Origin of the sequence: Buchnera aphidicola (Cinara pseudotaxifoliae) (genome assembly GCF_900128595.1) — a bacterium.
GTDB classification, from domain to species: Bacteria; Pseudomonadota; Gammaproteobacteria; order Enterobacterales; family Enterobacteriaceae; genus Buchnera_F; species Buchnera_F aphidicola_J.
In genome coordinates this window covers 60,721-83,273 of the sequence record NZ_LT635893.1, presented here as the reverse complement: position 1 = coordinate 83,273, position 22,553 = coordinate 60,721, and the positions used below count along the sequence as shown (strand labels likewise).

The following is a 22,553-nucleotide window of genomic DNA, read 5'->3' as shown; positions in this document are numbered from 1 at the left end:
ATACCGATATTATTAACTTAGTACATGATAAATAATGTAGTCGTTCTACTGAAATATTCCATTACCAATTAGTATGAAATGTACCTGATTGATCAATTCTCTGATATGTATGAGAACCAAAATAATCCCTCTGTGCTTGTATTAAATTAGCAGAAGAATTAACAGTACGATATGCATCGTAATATGATAATGCACTAGAAAAAACAGGAACAGATATTCCGTTTTGTACGGCTATAGTAATAATGTTACGCAAAGATGCATTATAAGTATTACTAATATCTTGAAATATTGGAGAAAATAATAAATCAATTAAATCATTATTTTCATTATATGATTTTACAATATCATTCAATAGATCGGCTCTAATAATACATCCGGCACGAAAAATTTTAGCAATATTACAAAATTGTAGATTCCAATTATAATTCTGAGAAGCTCTTTTCATCAGAAAAAAACCTTGTGCATATGAAATAATTTTTCCTAAATATAGAGATTTTCTAAGATCATTAATAAAAACTTCCGTATCAAAAGATTTATCTAAAAATATTTTAGGTCCAAATAAAATTGTCGATGCAATCATTCTATTTACTTTCATAGAAGATAAATATCGAGAAAAAACAGATTCTGCAATTACAGAACAAGGAGAACATAGTTCTAAAGCACTTTTAACGGTCCATGTTCCTGTACCCTTACTGGAAGCAGAATCTAAAATAGAATCTAAAACAAAATTTCCATCTACATCTTTTTTGCGTACAATTTTTTCTGTAATTTCTATTAAATAACTACACAACTCTCCCTGATTCCATTCTTTAAATAAATTAGATATATCAATATTATTCATACCAATTAAATTTTTTAATAAAGAGTATGTTTCCGCAATTAACTGCATGTCACTATACTCAATGCCATTGTGCACCATTTTTACATAATGTCCAGATCCATCCGAACCAATATATTGTACACATGCTTCTTTATTATATTTGGCAGAAATACTTTCAAAAATTGGAGCTACCAACGTATATGCTTCTCTATTTCCTCCAGGCATAATTGAAGGACCATTTAAAGCTCCTTCTTCACCACCAGATATACCTACTCCTAGGAATTGAATAGATTTTTCTTTTAAAAAATTAAATCTTTTAATAGTATCAATATAAAATGAATTGCCACCGTCAATAATTATATCATCGGACTGTATATAAGATAGTAAAGTTTGTATTATTTCGTCTACTGGGGATCCCGCTTGAATCATTAATAAAATACATCGAGGTTTACGAATAGAATTCACAAATTCTTGTATAGATAAATATGGGAATACTCGTTTAATAGGTTTTTCTAATAAAGATTGCATAATCATATTTTTAGACCGATTAAAAACTGACACTGTATATCCAGTATTAGCAATATTATATGCTAAATTTTTTCCCATAACTCCCATTCCAATAACACCAATATCATGATTAGACATACACATCCTCAAAATAAATTTTCAAAATTTTTATATATAATTTTTTATAAATAATTAATACTCATTAAAAGTATTAACGTTATTTGTTAGTTCTACATTTTAAATTTTTTATAATTAATTTAAAATCTATATCTATAGACTGTAACAAAACCAATAAATGAAATAATAAATCAGATGATTCATTAATAACATTAATAGAATTTTTCTCTAAAAAAGCTATAATCACTTCAACTGATTCTTCACCAATTTTTTGAGCAATTCTATGTCTTCCTAAAGACAGTAAATTACTTACGTATGATTTGTCAGTAGTATTTTTTTTTCTTAATTTAATAATATTTTCTAATTGCAGAAGAAATGAATATACTGGTTTCGAAGATTCAAAACAACTAAATCTATTTAAATGACAAGTATTGCCTACAGGTTTTACATGTACTAAAATAACATCACGATCACAATCCGTGGTTAATTTTTTTACATGCAAAAAATTTTTAGAAGTTTCTCCCTTAACCCACAAACGTTTTTTTTTTCGAGAATACAAAGTAAACAACTTATTTTCTAAAGTATGTATACACGCAGATTGATTCATATATCCAAACATCAAAATTTCTCCCGAAATATAATGTTGAGCAATTGCAGGTATCATGTTTTTAAATTTCTTCCAATTTAAGTTTTTTATATCATTATAGGTTAACATCTTCTAATTAGTACCCTTTTTTCAGATAAAAAATTTTTTAAATCTATAATAGAAACTTTTTTATTATGAAATATAGAAGCAGCTAAAGCCCCTTCAACATTCGCATATTTAAATACATTTAAAAAATCATACATATCTCCAGCTCCACCCGAGGCCACTAAAGGTATTGAACAGATATCTCGAATTCTTTGTAATTGTACAATATCATACCCATTTTTCATTCCATCTGTATTCATAGTGTTTAAAACAATTTCACCTGCACCTAATTTTTGTACTTTCTTTACCCAATCTACAGTCTTCCATAGTGTGGCACGAGATTTACTTTTCTGACCGGTATATTGAAAAACATGATATGTTTTACTATTTTTATCGTACCATGAATCAATTCCAACTACAATACACTGTACTCCAAAACGATCTGCTAACTGACTGATTAATGCAGGATTAAGTAAAGCCGGAGAATTAATAGATATTTTGTCTGCTCCTAAAGACAAAATCAGCTCTGCATCCTCTACAGACGAAATTCCGCCTGCTACGGAAAAGGGGATGTTAATTATTTCTGCAATACGAGCAATCCACTTAATATCCAACAATTTTTTTTCAGGAGAAGCTGATATATCATAAAAAACTAATTCATCAATTCCTTCTTGTGAATAATATTTTGCTAGTTCAAGTATATCACCTACAATCACATGATTGTTAAATTTAACACCTTTTACTACCACCCCTTTATTAACATCTAAACATGCTATTATTCTTTTTGCCAACATTGCTGAGCCTCCGAAAAAGTAAATTTTTTTTCTAATAAAGCTCGCCCAATAATCACATGCTCTACGTTATGTTTTTTTAAAAGATATAAATCTGAAAGAGAATTTATTCCTCCTGAAGATTGTAATATTATCTTCGGAAAAATTTTTTTTAAATCTTTATATAAAACTATATTAGGACCTAAAAACGTTCCATCTCTGGATATATCTGTACACAAAACGTTCTTTAAACCATAAGGAATAAACTTATGAATTATACTTTCTAAATTAATATCAGTAATAGTTTTCCAACCATGAATAGCAAGTTTATTTTCATTATTATCAGTTACATAAGTATCTGCGGCCAATATAAATCTATCACCGCCATATTTACATAACCATTTTTTAAACATATTAGGTTGATCAATAGCAATAGTGCCTATTACAATTTTTAATACACCTATACTTAATAAATCTTCAATATCATTTATAGAGCGAATTCCTCCTCCTACTTGAAAAGTAACTTTACCATGATAGTAAGAAATAATTTTTAGAATATTTTTTTGACGATCTTTAGGGTTATTACATCCGTCTAAGTCTACTAAATGTATGTGTTTAGACCCCTCAGAAATATACTGATCAATCTGTTTAAAAATGTCAATATTATATAACATTTTATTACTATAATTACCTTGATATAACCTTACAATTTTACCATTAATAAAATCTAAAGATGGAATAATCATATATCTTATATCTCTAAAAAATTTTTAATTAACTGTTCCCCAACATTTCCTGATTTTTCTGGATGAAATTGTACTCCAAAAAAATTTTGTATTGCAACTGAAGAACAAAACTGAAGACCATGTGTTGATATAGAAATAGTATATGGATTAACATCCATATAATAACTATGCAAAAAATAAAATCGAGTATTATTATCAATATTTTTAAACAAAAAATGAGAATGTTTATAATGTACAGTATTCCAACCAATATGTGGAACAGAACAGTTTTTATGAGGTAATTTCTTTATTGAATTAGATATTTTATTTAATAAAACACATTTTTTTCCTTCATAACTGTACTTTCCTAACAACTGCATACCCAAACAAATACCTAGAATAGGTTGATTTGTCTTTTTTATAAATGATAATAAATGGTTTTGTGTCAACGTTTTTATTAAAGATGCAGCAGTACCTATACCTGGCAAAAATATTTTATCAGCTACTTTGATGTCATGAATTGAATCAGTAACGCTTGATGTATATCCTATTCTACGGATAGCACTTTTAATAGAATATAAATTAGAAAAACCGGTATTAATAATTACAATTGACATTATAAGACACCTTTTGAAGTAGGTAAACTATCTCCATCCAAACAAATGGCTTGTTTTATAGTTCTACCGAATGCTTTAAATAAACTTTCAGCACAATGATGATCATTTTTACCACAAGCATGTAAATGAATAGTAATTTTCATAGATTGACTAATTGAATAAAAAAAATGTTCTATCATACAAGCGCTTAAATCACCAATATATTTATGTTTAAAAACGGCACAAAATGACAAAAAAGAACGACCAGATATATCGATAAAACATGAGCAAATACTTTCATCCATAGGTAATGTAAATCCATATCTAGATATTCCAAATTTATTTCCTAAAGCATTTCTTAAAGCAGATCCTAGTGCAATTCCAACATCTTCAATGGTATGATGATCATCAATCCACAAATCTCCAATAACCTCAACATACATACAAATACCACTATGAATTCTAAATTGATCTAACATATGATCTAAAAAGTGAATGCCGGTATTTATATAGTTATCAATAGGAATATCAAGACTAACTTTTATGAATATTTTTGTTTCAAGGGTGTTTCTCGATATCTCTGATAAACGATTAGGACGTTTCAAACAAGAAACTATATTCTTCCATGAAAAAAACTTAGCATCATATAAAAAACTCTTTATACCCATATTATTAGCTAATTGAACATCTGTATTCCTATCTCCAATAACATAACTATTTTTTTTATCAAATTTATCATCATTAATCCAATGTTTTACTAAAGTAATCTTTGGTTTACGACAATTACAGTTATCGTGAGCAAAATGCGGGCAAATTAAAATACTATCAAAAAAAATATTTTGTGAAGAAAAAATACTTAACATTAAATTATGTATTTTACTGAATTTGTTTATAGAAAAAGATACACTACCTAAGCCATCTTGATTAGTTATCAAAACTAATTTATAACCAAATTTTATTAGTTGTAATAAAGAAACAATTACATCTTTTTCTAAAAAAAATTTATCAAAACTATCAATTTGTAATGTTTTTTTTGGTTCACGAATCAATGTACCATCACGATCAATAAATAAAAATTTTTTTTTCATCTTATATCTTTTTTTCCTTTAAACATACGTAAAACTTTAATTAGATCTTGGCATTCGTTTATAGTTCCAATAGATATTCTTACACAATTACTTAAACCTATTTTACATGATTGATCACGAACTATAATTCCATGCAACAAAAAATGTTGAAAAATAACATCAGACCTAAAAAACTTAACAAGAATAAAATTAGTTTTACTAGGAAATACGTGATCTACACACGAAAAAGACTGAAGTTCTTTAACTAAAAGATCTTTATTAGATGTAATCTGTAAAATATTCTTTTGAACGCATTTAATATTCTCCAATTGTAACGATTTTATAGCAAGATCTGATACAGGAGTAGCAATAGGATAAGGAGCTGATACCTTTTTAAGAACATTAATAATATTAGAATTAGACAATACAAAACCACATCTTAATGCTGATAAACCAAAAGCTTTAGATAAAGTCCTTAAAACAACTAAATTAGAATACTTATTTAATTGTGGAACAAAACTATTTTTAATCGAAAAATCAACATACGCCTCATCAATTATTAATAAAGTTGTTTGTGGAATCATATCAAGAATACTAATTATATCTTTTTTCAAAAAAAAATTTCCAGTAGGATTATTAGGATTACAAATATATATTAATTTAACATTATTAATATATTTTTTTATATTTATTAAATCCAATTGAAAATTTGATAATATTGGAATTATTTTTTTTTTAATATTATATATATTAGCTATCACTGCATACATATCGTATGTTGGAGGAAAAAACATAATTTTATCATTTTTTGGTACACAAAAAGCACGAATTAATAATTCTATTCCCTCATCTGCTCCTCTAGTGATTAAGAGATTATTAATAGAAGTATTAGAGTATTGAGCATATTTATTTAACAAAACAGATGATTGAAATTCTGGATATCGATTTAAATTAGTATGCTGATATTTAATAGTACTACTCCAAGGAGATTCATTAGCATTTAAATAAATACGACCAGTTAAACCAATTCGACGTGCAGATTGATATGGTTGTAAAGTATATATATGATGTGGTGTCAAACGTTTCATATTATGTCGACTCATTATTTTTAATAATTACATCTAAATGATTAATTCTAGTACTTACCGATTTACTATGAGCATCCATACCTTCTGTTTCAGACAAAACCATGATATTTTTAGATAATTGTTGTAGAGATTTCTTTGTCATAGATTGAATTGTAATTGTTTTTTTAAAATCAGAAACACACAAAGAAGAATACGTATTAGAAAATCCGTATGTAGGTAAAACATGATTAGATCCTGTAATATAATCACCTGCCGCACCCGGTGTCCATGAACCTAAAAATACTGATCCAGCATTTTTCACATGCGATAAAAAACTTCTAGAATTTTTAATATGTAACATCAAATGTTCAGGAGAATACAAATTCGATATTTCAAAACATTTTAATACAGATTTAGTTACGATAATTTTACTATTTTTTAAAGAACATAAAATAATATTTTTTTTTGTTAAACAAAGCATTTGTTTTTCAATTTCTAAAACCACGTTATTAACTAAGCCCTTGCTAGTGCTGACTAATATTACTTGAGAATTATTATCATGTTCCAATTGAGCTAATAAGTCAGAAGCAATAAATTTAGGGTTAGAATACTTATCAGAAATAATCAACATTTCGGAAGGACCGGCAAGCATATCAATTGAAACACAAGGATTCATTAGTTGACTAATTTGTAACTTAGCTTCTGTTACAAAAACATTACCTGGTCCAAAAATTTTATCAACTTTTTGTATACTGTTGGTTCCAAAAGCAAGAGCTGCGATAGCATGTGCTCCGCCTAATTGAATTACTCGTTCAATACCACATATCTTTGCAATATACAGTAATTCATTACTAACAGGAGGAGGAGAACATAGGACAATATTCGGACATCCAGCTAATTGAGCAGGTATGGATAACATTAAAGCAGTAGAAACTAATGGATAAAAACCCTTCGGAACATATAAACCTACTGAATTTATTGGTCTGCTTATATGTTGACACCGAACTCCAGGATATGTACACACATCTAAATCAGTAGAAATTTGTTTAGAATGAAATGTTCTAATATTTTTTTTTGCAATTAATATAGCATTTTTAAAAGATTGAGAAACCAAAGAAGAAGAAAGATTTATTTTTTTTTGTTCAATATAAAAAGCATCTAATTTAACTTTATCAAACTGTAAATTGTAGGCATGTAAAGCAGAATCCCCATTTTTTTTTACTTTTTTAAGAATTCTTGAAACAGAAGATCTCAAACTATTATTAATTTTTGATTTAGGTCTTAATAATATAGAATTTTGTTCTTGATTAGACAAACTATCCCAATAAAAAATATTATTACTCATATTTAACATAATTATTTTATTCCATCATTTTTTCTATGGGCAGCACTAGAATAGAGCTTGCTCCTAATAATTTTAATTGTTCCATAGTTTCCCAAAAAATATTTTCACTGCTAACCATATGTAAAGCTACTTTATTTCTATTTCCAAATAACTCTAAAATAGTAGGGCGTTCTACTCCTTGTAATAAATTTGTAACTGCTTTTAATTTATTTTTTTCAATATGTAACATAATATATTTAGATTCTCTCGCTTTAATTACTCCTTTAATACGATTTAATAACTTTTTAATAAATAATTTTTTTTCTGGAACTAAAGATTCTATTTTTTGAGAAATCAAACAAGCACAAGAATGATAAATAGTATCTACTTCTCTTAAACCATTTGCATCTAAAGTAGCTCCTGTGGATACCAGATCACATATTACATCTGCCAATCCAGAATTATACGCTACTTCTACCGAACCATTTAAAACAAATGGCTTAAAAGAAACTTTTTTTTTATCAAAATATCTTTTCAATAAATTCGGATATGAAGTAGCAATACGAAAATTCTGTAAACACGATATTCCTGAGTATTTCATGTCCAGGGGTACTGAAACAGACAAACGACAAGTACCAAAATCTAATTTTTGCAATACAGTATATGAAACAGGTTCTTTGACTAGCAATCTAGTTAAACATTTTTCTTTTAAAACATTAGAACCAATAATACCTAATTCTACTACTCCATCCATAATTAAACCCGGAATATCATCATCTCGGACTAAAAGAATATCAATTGGCATATTTTCAGCAAAAGCAAGTAAACTAGATTTTTGTAAATTGATTTTTATACCACAACTTTTTAGTAACTTATGTGAATCATAACTTAATCTGCCAGATTTTTGTATAGCTAAACGTACACGATGTTTATTCAATTTCATTACCTTATTCATTATTATTATATATAATAAAAAGAAAATTTATTTATATAAAAAGATAGTTATTAATTTTTATATAACATAATTAAAACTAAAAATATTTATTTTGATTCATATATTAATTCATTCTATGAAATATTAAATTTTAATAACTTTCAAAAATTTACTATATTTATAGTATAACAGTATATTATTATATAAAAATAATTGTTTTAATGTCTATATAAAATATATTTATTAAATATAATAATATATTATTATATTTTTAAAACAAATGTATACATAAAACTCATATAAAATAAAATTTTTATAAATTTTAAATTACATTACGATTACATAATAATAAAAAATATTATTCTTTTAACTGAATCATATTTTCAAAAAAAATATAAAATGTATTATGATATATATCAATTATTTATTAAAATTAATATTAATTTTAATAAAACTTAATTATTTATATAATTATAATTATGTAATAATTATAATTATATAACGATCATTATATCAATTCCATATTTACTACTCATAATCATGTTTAATAAAAATTAAAATAGCTGCATCATGTCCAAAAAACCTAGGAGCTTGATGAAAAGCAAGTATGTCAGGATGTTTTGATAACCAGAAAGGTATATTCTTTTTTAATATTTTTTTACCATATCCGTGAAGTATGCTAGCACAAAAAATTTTTTTTCGATGACAAATTGCAATTAATACTCCCAACTCTTTTTTCGCTTGATATAAATTCATACCATGTAAATCTAAAATAATTTCAGGTCTATATTCTCCCCTTTTTAATTTTTTAAGATCTAAATTATAACGAACATTCCGAACAAAACAAATAGGATCATCAGCTAAAAAACAATGTGAGTTTTCATCTACTACGTGTCTAAAATAATAACTATGTGCATCCTGTATAACAAAATCTTTAACATACAAATTATATTTACTATTATTTTGTACATTTATATGACAAATTTTATCTTGTACAATTTTTTTTACACCTTTCATGTAATACAAAAAAGTTTCTTTTTCATTCACATCAGTTATATTATTTTTTTTCATAGCTATACCTTCTATAATATTTAATTATACTAATAGAAATTGATACATATAAAATTATATAAAATAATGATATCATTTAATAAAAATTAAATAAAATATATAGTTTTCTAAAAAAATTTATATCTTCGTTCCTATTAATAATCATTAATCCTGATAAAATAATCTAACTATCTCACAAAATAAATAATGTTACTAGTTATATATTTCTTTTAAATAAAGAAAATATTATAATAAGATTATGTTATATATCAAAAAATATCCGTTTTCTTTTATAAAATATGAGGTTTATATGGCCGGAAATACAATTGGAAAATTATTTAAAGTTACAACTTGTGGCGAATCACACGGACCTATGTTAGCTGGTATCATTGATGGCGTTCCTCCAGGATTCTCTTTAAAAAATAGCGATATACAGCATGAACTAGATAGAAGAAGACCTGGTTTTTCTCCTTTTACTACACAACGTCGAGAAAATGATAAAATTGAAATTTTTTCAGGTATTTTTCAAGGTAAGACTACTGGAACCAGTATTGGAGTAAAAATAAAAAATACAGATATCCGATCACAAGATTATTCTAATATTAAAAATATATATCGTCCTAATCATGCCGATTTTACATATGATAAAAAATACGGAATCAGAGATTATAGAGGAGGAGGTCGATCATCTGCACGAGAAACAGTCATTCGTGTAGCAGCGGGGGCAATTGCAAAAAAATATTTAAAATTAAAATATAATATAATCATTCGAGGATATTTATCTCAATTAGGACCTATTCATTGTCCGTTTAATTCATGGAAAGAAGTAGAAAACAATTCTTTTTTTTGTAGTAACTCACAAAAAATTCATGAATTAACTGAGTATATGAAAAAACTAAAAAAATCTGGAAATTCTATTGGAGCTAAAATCATAATTATTGCTGAAAATGTTCCTATTGGTTTAGGAGAACCTGTATTTGATCGATTAGATGCAGATATTGCGCATGCTATTATGAGTATAAATGCTGCTAAATCAGTCGAAATTGGAGACGGAATTAAGGTAATTGAACAAACGGGAGATATGCACCGAGACGAAATTTTACCAAATGGATTTACCAGTAATCATTCAGGAGGAATTTTAGGAGGTATTAGCAATGGAGATAAAATCATAGTACAAACAGCGTTCAAACCAACATCGAGCATTAAAATACCTGGAAAAACTATCAATATATTAGGAAAAAAAACTTCTATCATAACAAAAGGAAGACATGATCCTTGCGTAGGTATACGAGCTGTTCCTATTGCTGAAGCTATGCTTGCAATCACATTAATGGATCATGTTTTACGTTTTAGAGCTCAGTGCGGAAAATAGAATTTATTTATATAAAAAAATAATAAATAATTAATTATATATAATTAAATTATACTTTTAAATATTAAAATTATATAATTATATAATATTCAACATAGATAAAAAATATATATATTATAACCAAATGATATATTATTCAGTATGTACTAAGATATTAAAAATTTTTGTTACTAATTTTTATAAAAAATATATATTTTAACTAGTAACTCAAAAAAAATCATAAAAATATTTAATATTCTTATTTTTAAAAATACTGATATTTTTATACTATATGCTATTTAAAACACCATTTTCTTTAAAAAATTATAATATAAAAATATTATTCACTTTAATTAATCATCATAACCGTATTAAAATATACATATTCTTGTTTTAACAAGGAATCATAACATGTTTAAAGGAAGTATTGTTGCTCTTATTACACCTATGAATGATAAAGGAAATATCTGTAAAAAAAGTTTAAAAAAATTAATTCATTATCATATCAAAAATAAAACTAATGCAATAGTTTCAGTAGGAACAACAGGAGAATCAGCCACGTTAAATAAAAATGAGCATACGAATGTTATTATGAATACTTTAGAATATGCAGATGAAAAAATACCTATAATAGCCGGAACAGGATCAAATGCTACCGCAGAAAGTATTTTATTAACTAAAAAACTTGAAAAATCAGGTATTTCCGGATGTTTAAATGTTACACCATATTACAATCGACCTACACAACAAGGATTATACCTTCACTTTAAAGCTATTTCAGAAAGTACCCATTTACCTCAAATATTATATAATGTACCAAATCGTACAGGATGTGATTTATTACCTCAAACAATTGCTCAGTTATCAAAATTAAAAAATATAATTGGATTGAAAGATGCTTCAGGAGATTTATCCCGAGTCAATAAAATTAAAAAACTAGTAAAAAATGATTTTCTTTTGATTAGTGGAGATGATGCAACTGCATTAGATTTTATTCAATTAGGAGGAATAGGAGTAATTTCTGTAACCGCTAATATTGCAGCAAAATATATGTCTAAAATGTGTAAGCTAGCCTTAAGGGGAGATTTTATACACGCTAGAAAAATAAATTCTAAATTAAATACTTTACACCATCTATTATTTCAAGAAACAAACCCTATACCTATTAAATGGGCTGCTAAATATATTGGTTTAATAAGACATAATAGCTTAAGATTACCAATGACAACCTTATTAAAGAAACATAAACATGTTTTAAAAAAAGCTATTAAATCAATATTATAATAAATACAATCAAGTATATTAAAAAATAAAATATTTTTATCACTATTACTACAGTAAATCTAATTTATTTTAAATATTGCATGATATCAAAATATTAATAAATACATAGACTATAATATATCAACGTATTTGCATATGTATTGATATACATTGTATACAATAATAAAATTCATACTTATCATTACATAAAGTAAATATTAAATTATTTTATGAAAAAAAAATCATTAATCACAATAATATATACAATATATATTATTGTGATGAAAAAATCATAAAAATAATGTATTTAAAACATTATAATAAATATTTTGTAATTTAAACAAATCCAAAATATTTACGCATTCATTAACTTGATGAATAGTTGAACCTAATAAACCAAATTCTACTATTTCATCAGATAAATCAAAAAGAAATCTACCATCCGAAGTACCCCCATTTGTTTTAATAACAGGAGTAATATTAGTAGTATTATAAATACTAGTTGTTAAAATATGGCACAAATGATTGGGTATAGAAAGAAAAGGTCTAGCATAGAATTTCCAAGAAATAGAATGTTGTAATGAATGTTTAACAAGTAATTCATTAATTGTATTTATGATTACTTGCTCAGTTATTAAAGGACTAAATCGTATGTTAAAAAATACGTTTAATTCTCCAGGTATCATATTAGTAGTATAATTTTTTCCTGAAAATATTTTTGAAATCTGAAGTTTAGTAGGTTCAAAAAAATCATTACCTTTATCAAAAGATAAAGTAGATAGTTCTAGCAAAAAAAGAGCAGACAAATGAATAGGGTTATGGGCTAATTCAGGATAAGCGACATGACCTTGCTTACCATATATTTTCAATTCAGCTGACAAAGAACCTCGACGACCATTTTTTATACAATCACCTAAAACTTTTTCACTTGTAGGTTCTCCAACTAAACAATAATTAATTCTTTCATTTCTTTTTTTTAATATTGAAGCAACTCGTTTAATTCCGTTTTTACCTGTTGATTCTTCGTCAGAAGTAACTAAAAAAGATATACGACCATTATAATTAGGATTCTTTTTTAAGAAATTTTCTACTGCTATTAACATAGCAGCAATTGAACCTTTCATATCTACCGCGCCTCTGCCAAATAATATACCATTTTTTACAGTAGATACAAAAGGAGGAGTTTTCCAATTTAATAAGTTGCCAGCAGGTACTACATCTGTATGTCCTAAAAAAGTAATAGATTTCCCAAAACCTCTCCATGCCCAAAAATTATTTGTATCATTAAAATTCATTTTTTCAATAAAAAAACCACACGATTGTAATCTTTGTATTAGTATTTCTTGACAACCACAGTCCATTGGACTAATTGAAGGTATATTTATTAATTGTTGAGCAAGATTAAGTACTTTGGTATACATACCATACCTTAATGTGATTTTATATGATTAAAATATTTTAAATTCTCAAAAAAAAATTATTATTAATACAATATATATAATAGTACCAAAAACAAATAAAAACAATTAATCTTATGAAATAAAAAAATTTTTTTTAATTCTATCTACTATTTTATTTACTGTAAAACCAAATATATCAAATACATGAGTACCTGGTCCTGATTCTCCAAACGTATCAATACCTATTTTTAAACCCTTTATTCCTATATATTTATACCAATAAGCACTGACTCCAGCCTCAATAGACACTCTATTTACAATCTTTCTTGGTAATACTGATTCACGATACATTTCATCTTGATTATCAAAGCAATCGGCAGAAACCATAGATACTATCCGAACATGATAACCCAAAGTATACATTTTTTCAGCAACATCAATAGATAAAGGTATTTCCGATCCAGTAGAAATAATAATAATACTAATTTTATTACCAAATTCCTTTAAAACATATCCACCTTTAAATATATTTTTTATTTGACTCTTCGTTCTTGTAAATTGTTTTATATTCTGACGTGATAATACTAAAGCAGTCGGACCTTCTTTTCTATTTAAACCATAAAACCAAGCGGTTGCTGTTTCAAGAGAATCACACGGTCTCCACACACTTAGGTTAGGTATTCCTCTTAACATAGCAATATGTTCAATAGGTTGATGAGTTGGCCCGTCTTCTCCTAGTCCAATAGAGTCGTGGGTATAGACAAAAATTTGTCGTGTTTTCATTAAAGCTGCCATACGAACCGCACTGCGTGCATAATCTACAAAAACTAAAAAAGTACCTGTATATGGAATAAAGCCACCATGATGATAAATTCCGTTAGCTATAGCCGTCATACCGAATTCTCTTACACCATAATGAATATAATTACCGATATCATTTTTGTTTATAGATTTAGAACCCGACCAAAGAGTTAAATTACTAGGAGCGAGATCAGCCGATCCACCTATTAATTCCGGTAAAAAAGGTCCAAAATTTTCTAATGTTTTTTGCGAAGCTTCACGAGTAGATATATCTTTCGGTGAACTATTCATTTTAAGTAAAAATTTTTGTAAAAAATCATTTAATTCATACGGTAATTGATTTTTTAAACGACGTTTATATTCTATATATAATGTTGGATATTCTATGGAATATTTTTTCAGCATATTTTTCCATAATGATTCAACTAAATCACCTGATTTAACAGCATTCCAGGCAGAATATATGTTCTTAGGAATATAAAAAGGATCGTAAGACCAATTTAACTGTTTTCGGGTTAAAGAAGCTTCCGTATCTCCTAAAGGGGCTCCGTGAACACTGGAACTACCGGATTTATTAGGAGAACCAAATCCAATAATTGTATTACAGATAATTAACGATGGTTTAATAATATTTTTTTTTGCAATTTTTATAGCATAAATAATTTCTTCTGAATCGTGACCATTTATTTCTATAACATGCCAATTGTACGATAAAAAACGTTTTTTTGTATTATCCGTAAACCATTCAGATGTTTCACCATCAATAGAAATTCCGTTTTTATCGTAAAATACAATTAATTTACCTAACTTTAAAGTACCTGCTAATGAGCATACCTCATGAGAAATACCTTCCATGAGACAACCGTCTCCAACAAAAATCCAGGTATAGTGATCCACAATATTAAATTTTTCTCTATTAAAATATTGTGAAAGTAATCTTTCGGCAATAGCCATACCAATACCCATAGCTAGTCCTTGTCCTAAAGGTCCGGTAGTAACTTCTACTCCGGGAGTACAATATATTTCTGGATGACCAGGTGTTTTAGAAAAACATTGTCTAAAATTTTTCAGATCATCTATAGAAATATTATATCCTGATAGATGTAATAAACTATATAACAACATAGAAGCATGACCATTTGACAAAACAAATCGATCCCTATTAGCCCATAAAGGGTTATTAGGACTATGTTTTAAAAAATCACGCCATAATACTTCAGCAATATCCGCCATTCCCATAGGGGCACCTGGATGACCTGATTGTGCTTTTTGAATAGCATCAATACTTAACATACGTATTGCATTCGATAATTCTTTTCTTGATAACATGTAAATTCCTTTGATGAGATAATTTTTTAAAATATAAAAACATTAAAAAGTTATTTTTTAAACAAAAATCAAGAAAATTAAAATACACTTAACAAAAAATTCTCTAATTCTATTTGATCATGGCTAAATTGTCGAATACCCTCAGATAATTTTTCTACGGCCATCGCATCTTGATTATGTAAAAATCTAAATTCAGACTCTGATATAGGTGTGGGCTTAAATGAAACAGTAGAAATTTTTTTAATATCTAGCTTTTTATTGAAATCACATGTCTTATTTTCTAATAAGTTCAGTAAATCAGGAGATATAGTAATACGATCACATCCTGATAATTCCAAAATTTGTTCTACATTTCTAAAACTAGCACCCATAATAATAGTTTTATACATATATTTTTTGTAATAAAAAAAAATTTTTTTTACAGCCAAAACACCTGGATCAGAAGCAGAACAATATGAATGATCTGTATTATTTTTTTGATACCAATCGTAAATTCTACCGACAAAAGGAGAAATTAAAAATACATCAAAATCAGCACATGCACGAGCTTGCGCAAAAGAAAACAAAAGAGTCAAATTACATAAAATTCCTAATTTTTTTAATTTATAAGCTGCCTGAATACATTCCCAGGTAGCTGCTAGTTTAATTAGAACCCGTGAAGTATCAATGTCCTGTTCTTTATATAAATTAATTAATTTAATTGCTTTTTGTACACATTGATCAGTATTAAATGATAATCTTGCATCAATTTCCGTAGATATATATCCTGGAATATATTTTAAAATTTCTTTACCAAATCTCACAGAGACCATATCACTAGCATTCTGTAATTGATTTGATTGCGATCCTCCCATTTTTTTAGCATATTGAATCGCTTCATTAATAATAAAATCATATTTTTTTGATAAAACACTTTTTAAAATTAATGTGGGATTAGTAGTTGCATCTTGAGGCCTATATCGTGCAATACACTCAATATCTCCACTATCCACAACAACAGTAGTGTATTTCTTTAAACGTTCTAATTGATTCATATGTAAAATCTCATAATATAAGCATGTAAAAATATTTCAATGTAATATAAATTAAAAATAAAATATAATTATTATAAAAGTTTAAAAAAACATATCATACTTAAAATAACGTGAATATATTAATTATATAATATCATACTAATGTCTTAATGTACTAAAACTATAAAATAGTATTATAAAATATAGAAATGTTAAAATAAACTTCTAAATAAAATAAAAAAATTTTTAACAATATTTTTTTATTACTAAGCTAGAGTTAGTACCTCCAAAACCAAAACTATTAGACATAGCGACATTGATAACAGTATTAAGAACATTCTTTACTACATTCATATTATAAGCAGATGGATCTAAATTATCTATATTAATGCTAGGAGCAATAAAATTATATTTTAACATTAACATAGTATAAATAATTTCTTGAACTCCCGAAGCACCCAAAGAATGGCCTGTAATGGATTTGGTCGATGATATATACGGATTTACCCCTAACATCTCAAAAACTTTTTTTATAGCATATAACTCTGTACTATCACCGATTCTAGTAGAAGTACTATGAGCATTAATATAATCAATAGAATCGATACTGTCTCGCGCAGCATATTGCATACAACGAACAAAACCTTCTCCGGAAGGTAACACGATGTTGTAGCCGTCGCTAGTAGCTCCGTATCCGATTACTTCGGCATATATATTAGCGTTTCTTGATAAAGCAGTACTTAGTTCCTCTAAAACAACAACACCACTACCTCCTGAAATAACAAATCCATCACGATTTTTATCAAATGCTCTAGACGAACACTCAGGAGTATGATTAAAATGTGTAGACAAAGTTCTCATAGAATCAAATTGAAATGCTAATTCAACACTTAATTCTTCTCCTCCACCTGCAAAAATTATATCTTGTTTACCCGAAGAAATAAGTTCATATGCATGACCAATACAATGAGAAGAAGTAGAACATGCTGCATTAATAGAATAACTAACACCATGAATTTTAAATAGAGTTCCTAAACAGGCAGAAATAGAGGATGACATGTTTTTAATGGCAAAGTATGGACTGATTGTACTAAATTTAGTTTTTTGTTTATTAAACATAGACTTATAACATTGAGCTGGTCCACTTCCAGATCCTATAATAATACCTACCCTCGGATTTTTCATATATATTTCAGGATACAAATTACTGTCTTGAATAGCATCTTTAAAAGATAGATAAGAATATATAGTTGCAAGATTCATAAATCGCAACCATCTAGACGGTATTTCTTTCATTCTTTCTAAAGAAACATCACCCCAAACAGTACTACGTAAACCATATTTTTTCATTTTTTGAGAAAAAACTATACCAGAAATACCATTCTTTAATGATCTTACAATATCTTGTTCCGTAGTACCAATACTTGAAATAATTCCAAAACCTGTAATAACTGTTCTTTTCAATAGTTAAACCCTTAAAAATACACTTAATTAAAATTAAAATATTCATCTACATTTTTTATGTACATAGAATAAACTATTTAATTAAAATTATTAAAATATTAAAAATATACATATTTTAATTATTAAATATTTTTATTTGTAATAAATTAAAATATTTATTATAATAATAATATTTTTAATAAATTACAATAATTATATATATAATCATAGCCTTAAAATACTATTTATTTTTCCAAAAAAAAATCAATAAAAGTGATATTTAAAATAAAAAAATCTAAAAGAGAGAAGAACGTTAATATGTATAAAAAAAAAACAACATAGGTTTGTTGTACATTGTACCAACACCTATTGGAAATTTATTAGATATTACGTATCGTGCTATAAATATATTAAAAAAAGTAGATTATATCATTACTGAAAATATAAAACACACATCAATATTATTAAAAAAATTTTCAATCGTAAATGTTTTATTATCTTTAAATATATGTAACGAACACAAAAAAACTAAAAAATATGTAAATATGTTACAATCCGGTAGTAATATCGCACTAGTATCCAAGGCAGGGACACCTGTTGTTAATGACCCAGGATATTTGTTAATAAAAGAATCTTATTATCAAAAAATTCGTATAGTACCATTACCAGGAGCCTGCGCAGCTATTACAGCTCTAAGTGCATCTGGATTTAAAACTCATCAATTTTGTTATGAAGGATTTTTACCTAATAAACACACTGCATGTGAAAAAAAACTATTTTCTTTATATAATGAAACAAGAACAATTATTTTATATGAATCTCCTAAAAGATTAATAAAAACCATGAAATTAATAAAAAAAATCATGGGTGAAAATAGAAAGGTTACAATTTTTAAAGAAATAACCAAAAAATGGGAGAATATTCAACACGGTACCGTGAAAAAAGTATTATCTACCATCAAAAATGAAGTAGCATGGAAAAAAGGAGAAATCACTCTTGTTATTAATGGATCAAATCCTATAAAACCTAATATAATATCTAAAAAAGCATTTAAAATATTTCATATTCTAGAAAAAATCATGCAAAAAAGTACAGCGATAAAAATTACTGCAAAAATATGTGGATTTAATAAAAATATTTTATATAATACTATTATTAAAAAAAATATTACATGAAGTTGATTGAACAGTCGCTATTTTATAGTTACATAATTAAAATAGAGGAAAGTCCGGGCTCCTAAGGGTATGGTGCCAGATAATACCTGGGAAGAGTGATCTTACGACTAGTGCAACAGAAAAAAAACTACCAAATATAAAAATATATATATTTATTTTTATAATATTCAAAAATATTTAAAACAGGTACAGGTGAAATGGTGCGGTAAAAGCGCACCGCAAAATTGGTAACAATTTTGGCTCGGCAAACTTCCACCAGGAGCAAGGTCAAGTAGAAGAGTGTGACCCACACGTAACTTCGGGTAGACTGCTTTGAATTAATAAGAAATTATTAATCTAGATAAATGACTGTTTTCAACAGAACCCGGCTTATAAATCAACTTCATGAAATATACAAATTTATTTTTAATAACCTGAAATTTGCACTTTATCAATTAATATTGATGCACACTGAATAGAGTTATTTACATTTATATCATTAGACAATGAAATAATATTATTCCACATGTCTAATAAATTACCAGAAACGGTTACACCGTGTACTGGATATTTTATTTTTCCATGATCTATCCAAAAACCACAAGCACCTCTAGAGTAATCTCCAGTTACTATATTTACACCATCCCCGAATAACTCTGTTACTAAAAATCCTGTATACATGAGATCTAGAATTTGATCAAAAGATTGAATAACTTTTTTATTAGTTGATATTAACCAATTATATATCCCTCCAGCATGTCCAGTACTAGATATATTCAATCGACTAGCTGAATAAGTATCTAACAACCATGTTTTTAAAACTCCATTATCAATAATTTTTCTAGACTTAGTAGCTATACCTTCATTATCAAATAAATTAGATGATAAACCTTTATCTAAAAAGGGATTTTCAAAAATATTTAACCAATCAGGAAAAATCTGTTTATCTATACAATTTAATAAAAATGTTGATTTTTTAAATACTGCATATCCATTAATAGCACGCTTCAAATCAATAAATAGTTCATATGAAATATCTGATTTAATAATAACAGGAGAAATTTGTGTTACTATTTTTTTTGAATTTAATTTTGCAATACTTTTTTGAGCACTACTTTTACCAACAAACATTGGTTCATCTAAATCTTTAAAATCTCTTGCAACAGTATAACTATAATCTCTTTCCATATAACCCTGATTACTTGCGACTGCACAACTAGATAGGTAATAATACGTGGACATTTGTGTTCCAATCCAATCAAAACTACTACCTAAAATTTTTAAATCAACAAAACATTCAAAAACAGATCCTTCAGTACTAACAACTTTAGAATCAAAATTTAAAGTATAAAAATCGACAATATTGACTAAATTCTTAATTTCCTTTAAACTAAATGATTTAGGAAAAAATATATTTATTGTTTTATTGTTCTTATATAATAAATTTATGTCCGGAAGCTTAAGATATTTATCAACATCTATATATTTCGACATAACAATTGACTTATCAATAGATCTACAGATTTCTGAAATAGATACATTATTAGAAAAAACAGAAGATCGACGATAATTATTGTATATAGTAACTATATGATTTACACAACTAGATAATTCAATATCATCTATAATACCATATCTACTAGACATAGAGATACGATATATTTTTCTGATTTCAACCATACCGAAAACAGAATTCTTTTTTAAATATGATAAAACACGCTGCATATTGTGCGTGAAGCCTTTTAAATCTTTTTGTAAATTATAACTAAATAACATCAATATATCCTTAATAAAGATTTATATGTTATTACATGATAAATATAATAACTACAATTATTTTTATAATATTAAAATATACTCTATACTTTTTAAAAAATAATTTAACAATAAAAATCTTAACAATATTCAATACATGTTATCATATTTTTTGATAAAATTGATTACATTAAAAATTTCTAAATATATTTCTTTAAAAAAATCAATCTATATAACAGTATTGCTCTGTTAATTTTTTTTTTATTAATATAAATAATTATTTATCTTTATAGTTATGGTAAAAATATGAAAAATTTTTCTCAAATTCCAGCTGGAAAAAATATTCCTCATGATATATACGGAATTATAGAAATTCCTGCTTACTCTAATCCTGTAAAATATGAGTTACATAAATCTTTTAATATATTGTATGTAGATAGATTTATATCTACTGCTATGTTTTATCCATGTAATTATGGATTCATAAATCAAACTTTATCATTAGATGGTGATCCACTAGATATTTTAATTCCTACACCATATCCTCTACAACCAAAATCTATCATCCGATGTCGACCGATTGGATTGTTAAACATGGAAGATGAACAAGGAATTGATACAAAAATCATAGCAGTTCCACATAAAAAAATCACACAAGAATACATTAAAATTGATAATATTAGCCAATTATCAGAATTATTAAAAAAACAAATCATTCATTTTTTCAATAACTACAAAAATCTAGAAAAAAATAAGCCTGTACAAATTCAAGGATGGAAAAATATTGAATCTGCTTATCAAGAAATCAAAAATTCAGTTACAAGATATCATAAAAAAAATAAATCAAAATAAATAAATACATAAAAATTTTAAAACTTTTATTTTTTAAATTATATATTAACCGAAATATATAATAATAATTATTATTACCGTTTGGAATAACCATTATGTCAAAAATATGTCAAGTTACCAAAAAAAAATCTATGTTAGGACAAAATCGTTCTCACGCAATGAACGCAACTAAAAGAAAGTTTTCTCTTAACATGCAATACCATAAATTTTGGTTACCGGAAGAAAAAAAAAGGATAAAAATACGAATATCTGCGAAAGGATTAAGAATGATAAATAAATTCGGAATTGAGGAAATATATAAAAAATATATTACATAGGTAAAAAATGGCTAAATCTAATAGAATTATGATAAAACTAGTATCATCTAGTAAAAGCAAACATTATTATACGACAACTAAAAACAAAAGAAATACTGTAAACAAATTAAAATTAAAAAAATATGATCCAATTTATGGAAAACATGTTTTATATGAAGAAAAAAAAATAAACTAATATTTAAAATATTTACAATATAAATACAATTT

General features: G+C 26.3%; 21 protein-coding genes and 1 other RNA gene. 7 read left to right on the top strand and 15 right to left on the bottom strand.

Annotation, left to right across the window (positions count from 1 at the left end; all coding sequences use genetic code 11):
- Window positions 1–61 precede the first annotated feature (61 nt).
- The 10 genes from gndA to smrB all read right to left on the bottom strand — a co-directional run bounded on the left by gndA (window position 62) and on the right by smrB (window position 9,689).
- A complete protein-coding gene (gene gndA, locus BUCIPSTX3056_RS00385) occupies window positions 62–1,465 on the bottom strand; it encodes an NADP-dependent phosphogluconate dehydrogenase (RefSeq protein WP_075474509.1) in 1,404 nt (467 codons plus the stop codon).
- A gap of 79 nt (window positions 1,466–1,544) precedes the next feature.
- On the bottom strand, window positions 1,545–2,159 hold the full coding sequence (gene hisIE, locus BUCIPSTX3056_RS00380; protein WP_075474508.1) for a bifunctional phosphoribosyl-AMP cyclohydrolase/phosphoribosyl-ATP diphosphatase HisIE: 615 nt from the start codon (window positions 2,157–2,159) through the stop codon (window positions 1,545–1,547).
- Window positions 2,153–2,929: an imidazole glycerol phosphate synthase subunit HisF gene (hisF, locus tag BUCIPSTX3056_RS00375; protein WP_075474507.1), complete on the bottom strand. Its 777-nt coding sequence runs from the start codon at window positions 2,927–2,929 to the stop codon at window positions 2,153–2,155. The genes hisIE and hisF overlap by 7 nt, the downstream gene beginning before the upstream one ends.
- Entirely contained in the window at window positions 2,911–3,651 is a 741-nt protein-coding gene (locus BUCIPSTX3056_RS00370) for a 1-(5-phosphoribosyl)-5-[(5-phosphoribosylamino)methylideneamino] imidazole-4-carboxamide isomerase (RefSeq protein WP_075474506.1), read from the bottom strand. Before BUCIPSTX3056_RS00370 ends, hisF begins: the two co-directional genes overlap by 19 nt.
- Window positions 3,652–3,656: 5 nt before the next feature.
- Window positions 3,657–4,247, bottom strand: a complete 591-nt coding sequence (gene hisH, locus BUCIPSTX3056_RS00365) for an imidazole glycerol phosphate synthase subunit HisH (RefSeq protein WP_075474505.1) — start codon at window positions 4,245–4,247, stop codon at window positions 3,657–3,659.
- Window positions 4,247–5,314: a bifunctional histidinol-phosphatase/imidazoleglycerol-phosphate dehydratase HisB gene (hisB, locus tag BUCIPSTX3056_RS00360; protein WP_075474504.1), complete on the bottom strand. Its 1,068-nt coding sequence runs from the start codon at window positions 5,312–5,314 to the stop codon at window positions 4,247–4,249. Before hisB ends, hisH begins: the two co-directional genes overlap by 1 nt.
- On the bottom strand, window positions 5,311–6,381 hold the full coding sequence (gene hisC, locus BUCIPSTX3056_RS00355; RefSeq protein ID WP_082253718.1) for a histidinol-phosphate transaminase: 1,071 nt from the start codon (window positions 6,379–6,381) through the stop codon (window positions 5,311–5,313). Before hisC ends, hisB begins: the two co-directional genes overlap by 4 nt.
- A 1-nt stretch (window position 6,382) precedes the next feature.
- Window positions 6,383–7,714 (bottom strand): histidinol dehydrogenase, encoded by a 1,332-nt coding sequence (hisD, locus tag BUCIPSTX3056_RS00350; protein ID WP_075474502.1) that lies wholly within the window; start codon window positions 7,712–7,714, stop codon window positions 6,383–6,385.
- Window positions 7,715–7,721: 7 nt separating this feature from the next.
- Window positions 7,722–8,627 (bottom strand): ATP phosphoribosyltransferase, encoded by a 906-nt coding sequence (gene hisG, locus BUCIPSTX3056_RS00345; protein WP_075474501.1) that lies wholly within the window; start codon window positions 8,625–8,627, stop codon window positions 7,722–7,724.
- Between the two features lie 519 nt (window positions 8,628–9,146).
- Entirely contained in the window at window positions 9,147–9,689 is a 543-nt protein-coding gene (smrB, locus tag BUCIPSTX3056_RS00340; protein WP_075474500.1) for an endonuclease SmrB, read from the bottom strand.
- A 289-nt stretch (window positions 9,690–9,978) separates the two neighbouring features.
- Between smrB and aroC the strand changes: the two genes are divergently transcribed.
- A complete protein-coding gene (aroC, locus tag BUCIPSTX3056_RS00335) occupies window positions 9,979–11,040 on the top strand; it encodes a chorismate synthase (RefSeq protein WP_075475001.1) in 1,062 nt (353 codons plus the stop codon).
- Between the two features lie 390 nt (window positions 11,041–11,430).
- Complete coding sequence (dapA, locus tag BUCIPSTX3056_RS00330; RefSeq protein ID WP_075474499.1) at window positions 11,431–12,303, top strand: 4-hydroxy-tetrahydrodipicolinate synthase; 873 nt, start codon at window positions 11,431–11,433, stop codon at window positions 12,301–12,303.
- A 269-nt stretch (window positions 12,304–12,572) separates the two neighbouring features.
- Here the strand turns inward: dapA and dapE are convergent, their stop codons facing one another.
- The 4 genes from dapE to BUCIPSTX3056_RS00310 all read right to left on the bottom strand — a co-directional run bounded on the left by dapE (window position 12,573) and on the right by BUCIPSTX3056_RS00310 (window position 18,289).
- A complete protein-coding gene (gene dapE / locus BUCIPSTX3056_RS00325; protein ID WP_075474498.1) occupies window positions 12,573–13,703 on the bottom strand; it encodes a succinyl-diaminopimelate desuccinylase in 1,131 nt (376 codons plus the stop codon).
- A 111-nt stretch (window positions 13,704–13,814) separates the two neighbouring features.
- Complete coding sequence (gene tkt / locus BUCIPSTX3056_RS00320; RefSeq protein ID WP_075474497.1) at window positions 13,815–15,812, bottom strand: transketolase; 1,998 nt, start codon at window positions 15,810–15,812, stop codon at window positions 13,815–13,817.
- Between the two features lie 77 nt (window positions 15,813–15,889).
- Window positions 15,890–16,846, bottom strand: a complete 957-nt coding sequence (gene tal, locus BUCIPSTX3056_RS00315) for a transaldolase (RefSeq protein WP_075474496.1) — start codon at window positions 16,844–16,846, stop codon at window positions 15,890–15,892.
- Window positions 16,847–17,071: 225 nt separating this feature from the next.
- Entirely contained in the window at window positions 17,072–18,289 is a 1,218-nt protein-coding gene (locus tag BUCIPSTX3056_RS00310; protein WP_075474495.1) for a beta-ketoacyl synthase N-terminal-like domain-containing protein, read from the bottom strand.
- 326 nt (window positions 18,290–18,615) lie between these two features.
- Between BUCIPSTX3056_RS00310 and rsmI the strand changes: the two genes are divergently transcribed.
- Window positions 18,616–19,443 (top strand): 16S rRNA (cytidine(1402)-2'-O)-methyltransferase, encoded by an 828-nt coding sequence (gene rsmI, locus BUCIPSTX3056_RS00305; protein ID WP_231938278.1) that lies wholly within the window; start codon window positions 18,616–18,618, stop codon window positions 19,441–19,443.
- An RNA gene (gene rnpB, locus BUCIPSTX3056_RS00300) (RNase P RNA component class A) lies at window positions 19,442–19,831 on the top strand. The genes rsmI and rnpB overlap by 2 nt, the downstream gene beginning before the upstream one ends.
- 17 nt (window positions 19,832–19,848) lie before the next feature.
- Here rnpB and BUCIPSTX3056_RS00295 read toward each other — a convergent pair.
- Window positions 19,849–21,198 carry a metallopeptidase TldD-related protein gene (locus BUCIPSTX3056_RS00295; RefSeq protein WP_075474493.1) on the bottom strand — a complete coding sequence of 450 codons (1,350 nt, stop codon included), beginning with the start codon at window positions 21,196–21,198 and terminating at the stop codon, window positions 19,849–19,851.
- 285 nt (window positions 21,199–21,483) lie between these two features.
- Between BUCIPSTX3056_RS00295 and ppa the strand changes: the two genes are divergently transcribed.
- The 3 genes from ppa to rpmG all read left to right on the top strand — a co-directional run bounded on the left by ppa (window position 21,484) and on the right by rpmG (window position 22,521).
- The gene (ppa, locus tag BUCIPSTX3056_RS00290) at window positions 21,484–22,029 is read left to right on the top strand and encodes an inorganic diphosphatase (RefSeq protein WP_075474492.1); all 546 of its coding nucleotides are present in this window, start codon (window positions 21,484–21,486) and stop codon (window positions 22,027–22,029) included.
- A 95-nt stretch (window positions 22,030–22,124) separates the two neighbouring features.
- On the top strand, window positions 22,125–22,346 hold the full coding sequence (gene rpmB, locus BUCIPSTX3056_RS00285) for a 50S ribosomal protein L28 (RefSeq protein ID WP_075474491.1): 222 nt from the start codon (window positions 22,125–22,127) through the stop codon (window positions 22,344–22,346).
- Window positions 22,347–22,353: 7 nt separating this feature from the next.
- The gene (gene rpmG, locus BUCIPSTX3056_RS00280) at window positions 22,354–22,521 is read left to right on the top strand and encodes a 50S ribosomal protein L33 (protein WP_075474490.1); all 168 of its coding nucleotides are present in this window, start codon (window positions 22,354–22,356) and stop codon (window positions 22,519–22,521) included.
- Window positions 22,522–22,553 lie beyond the last annotated feature (32 nt).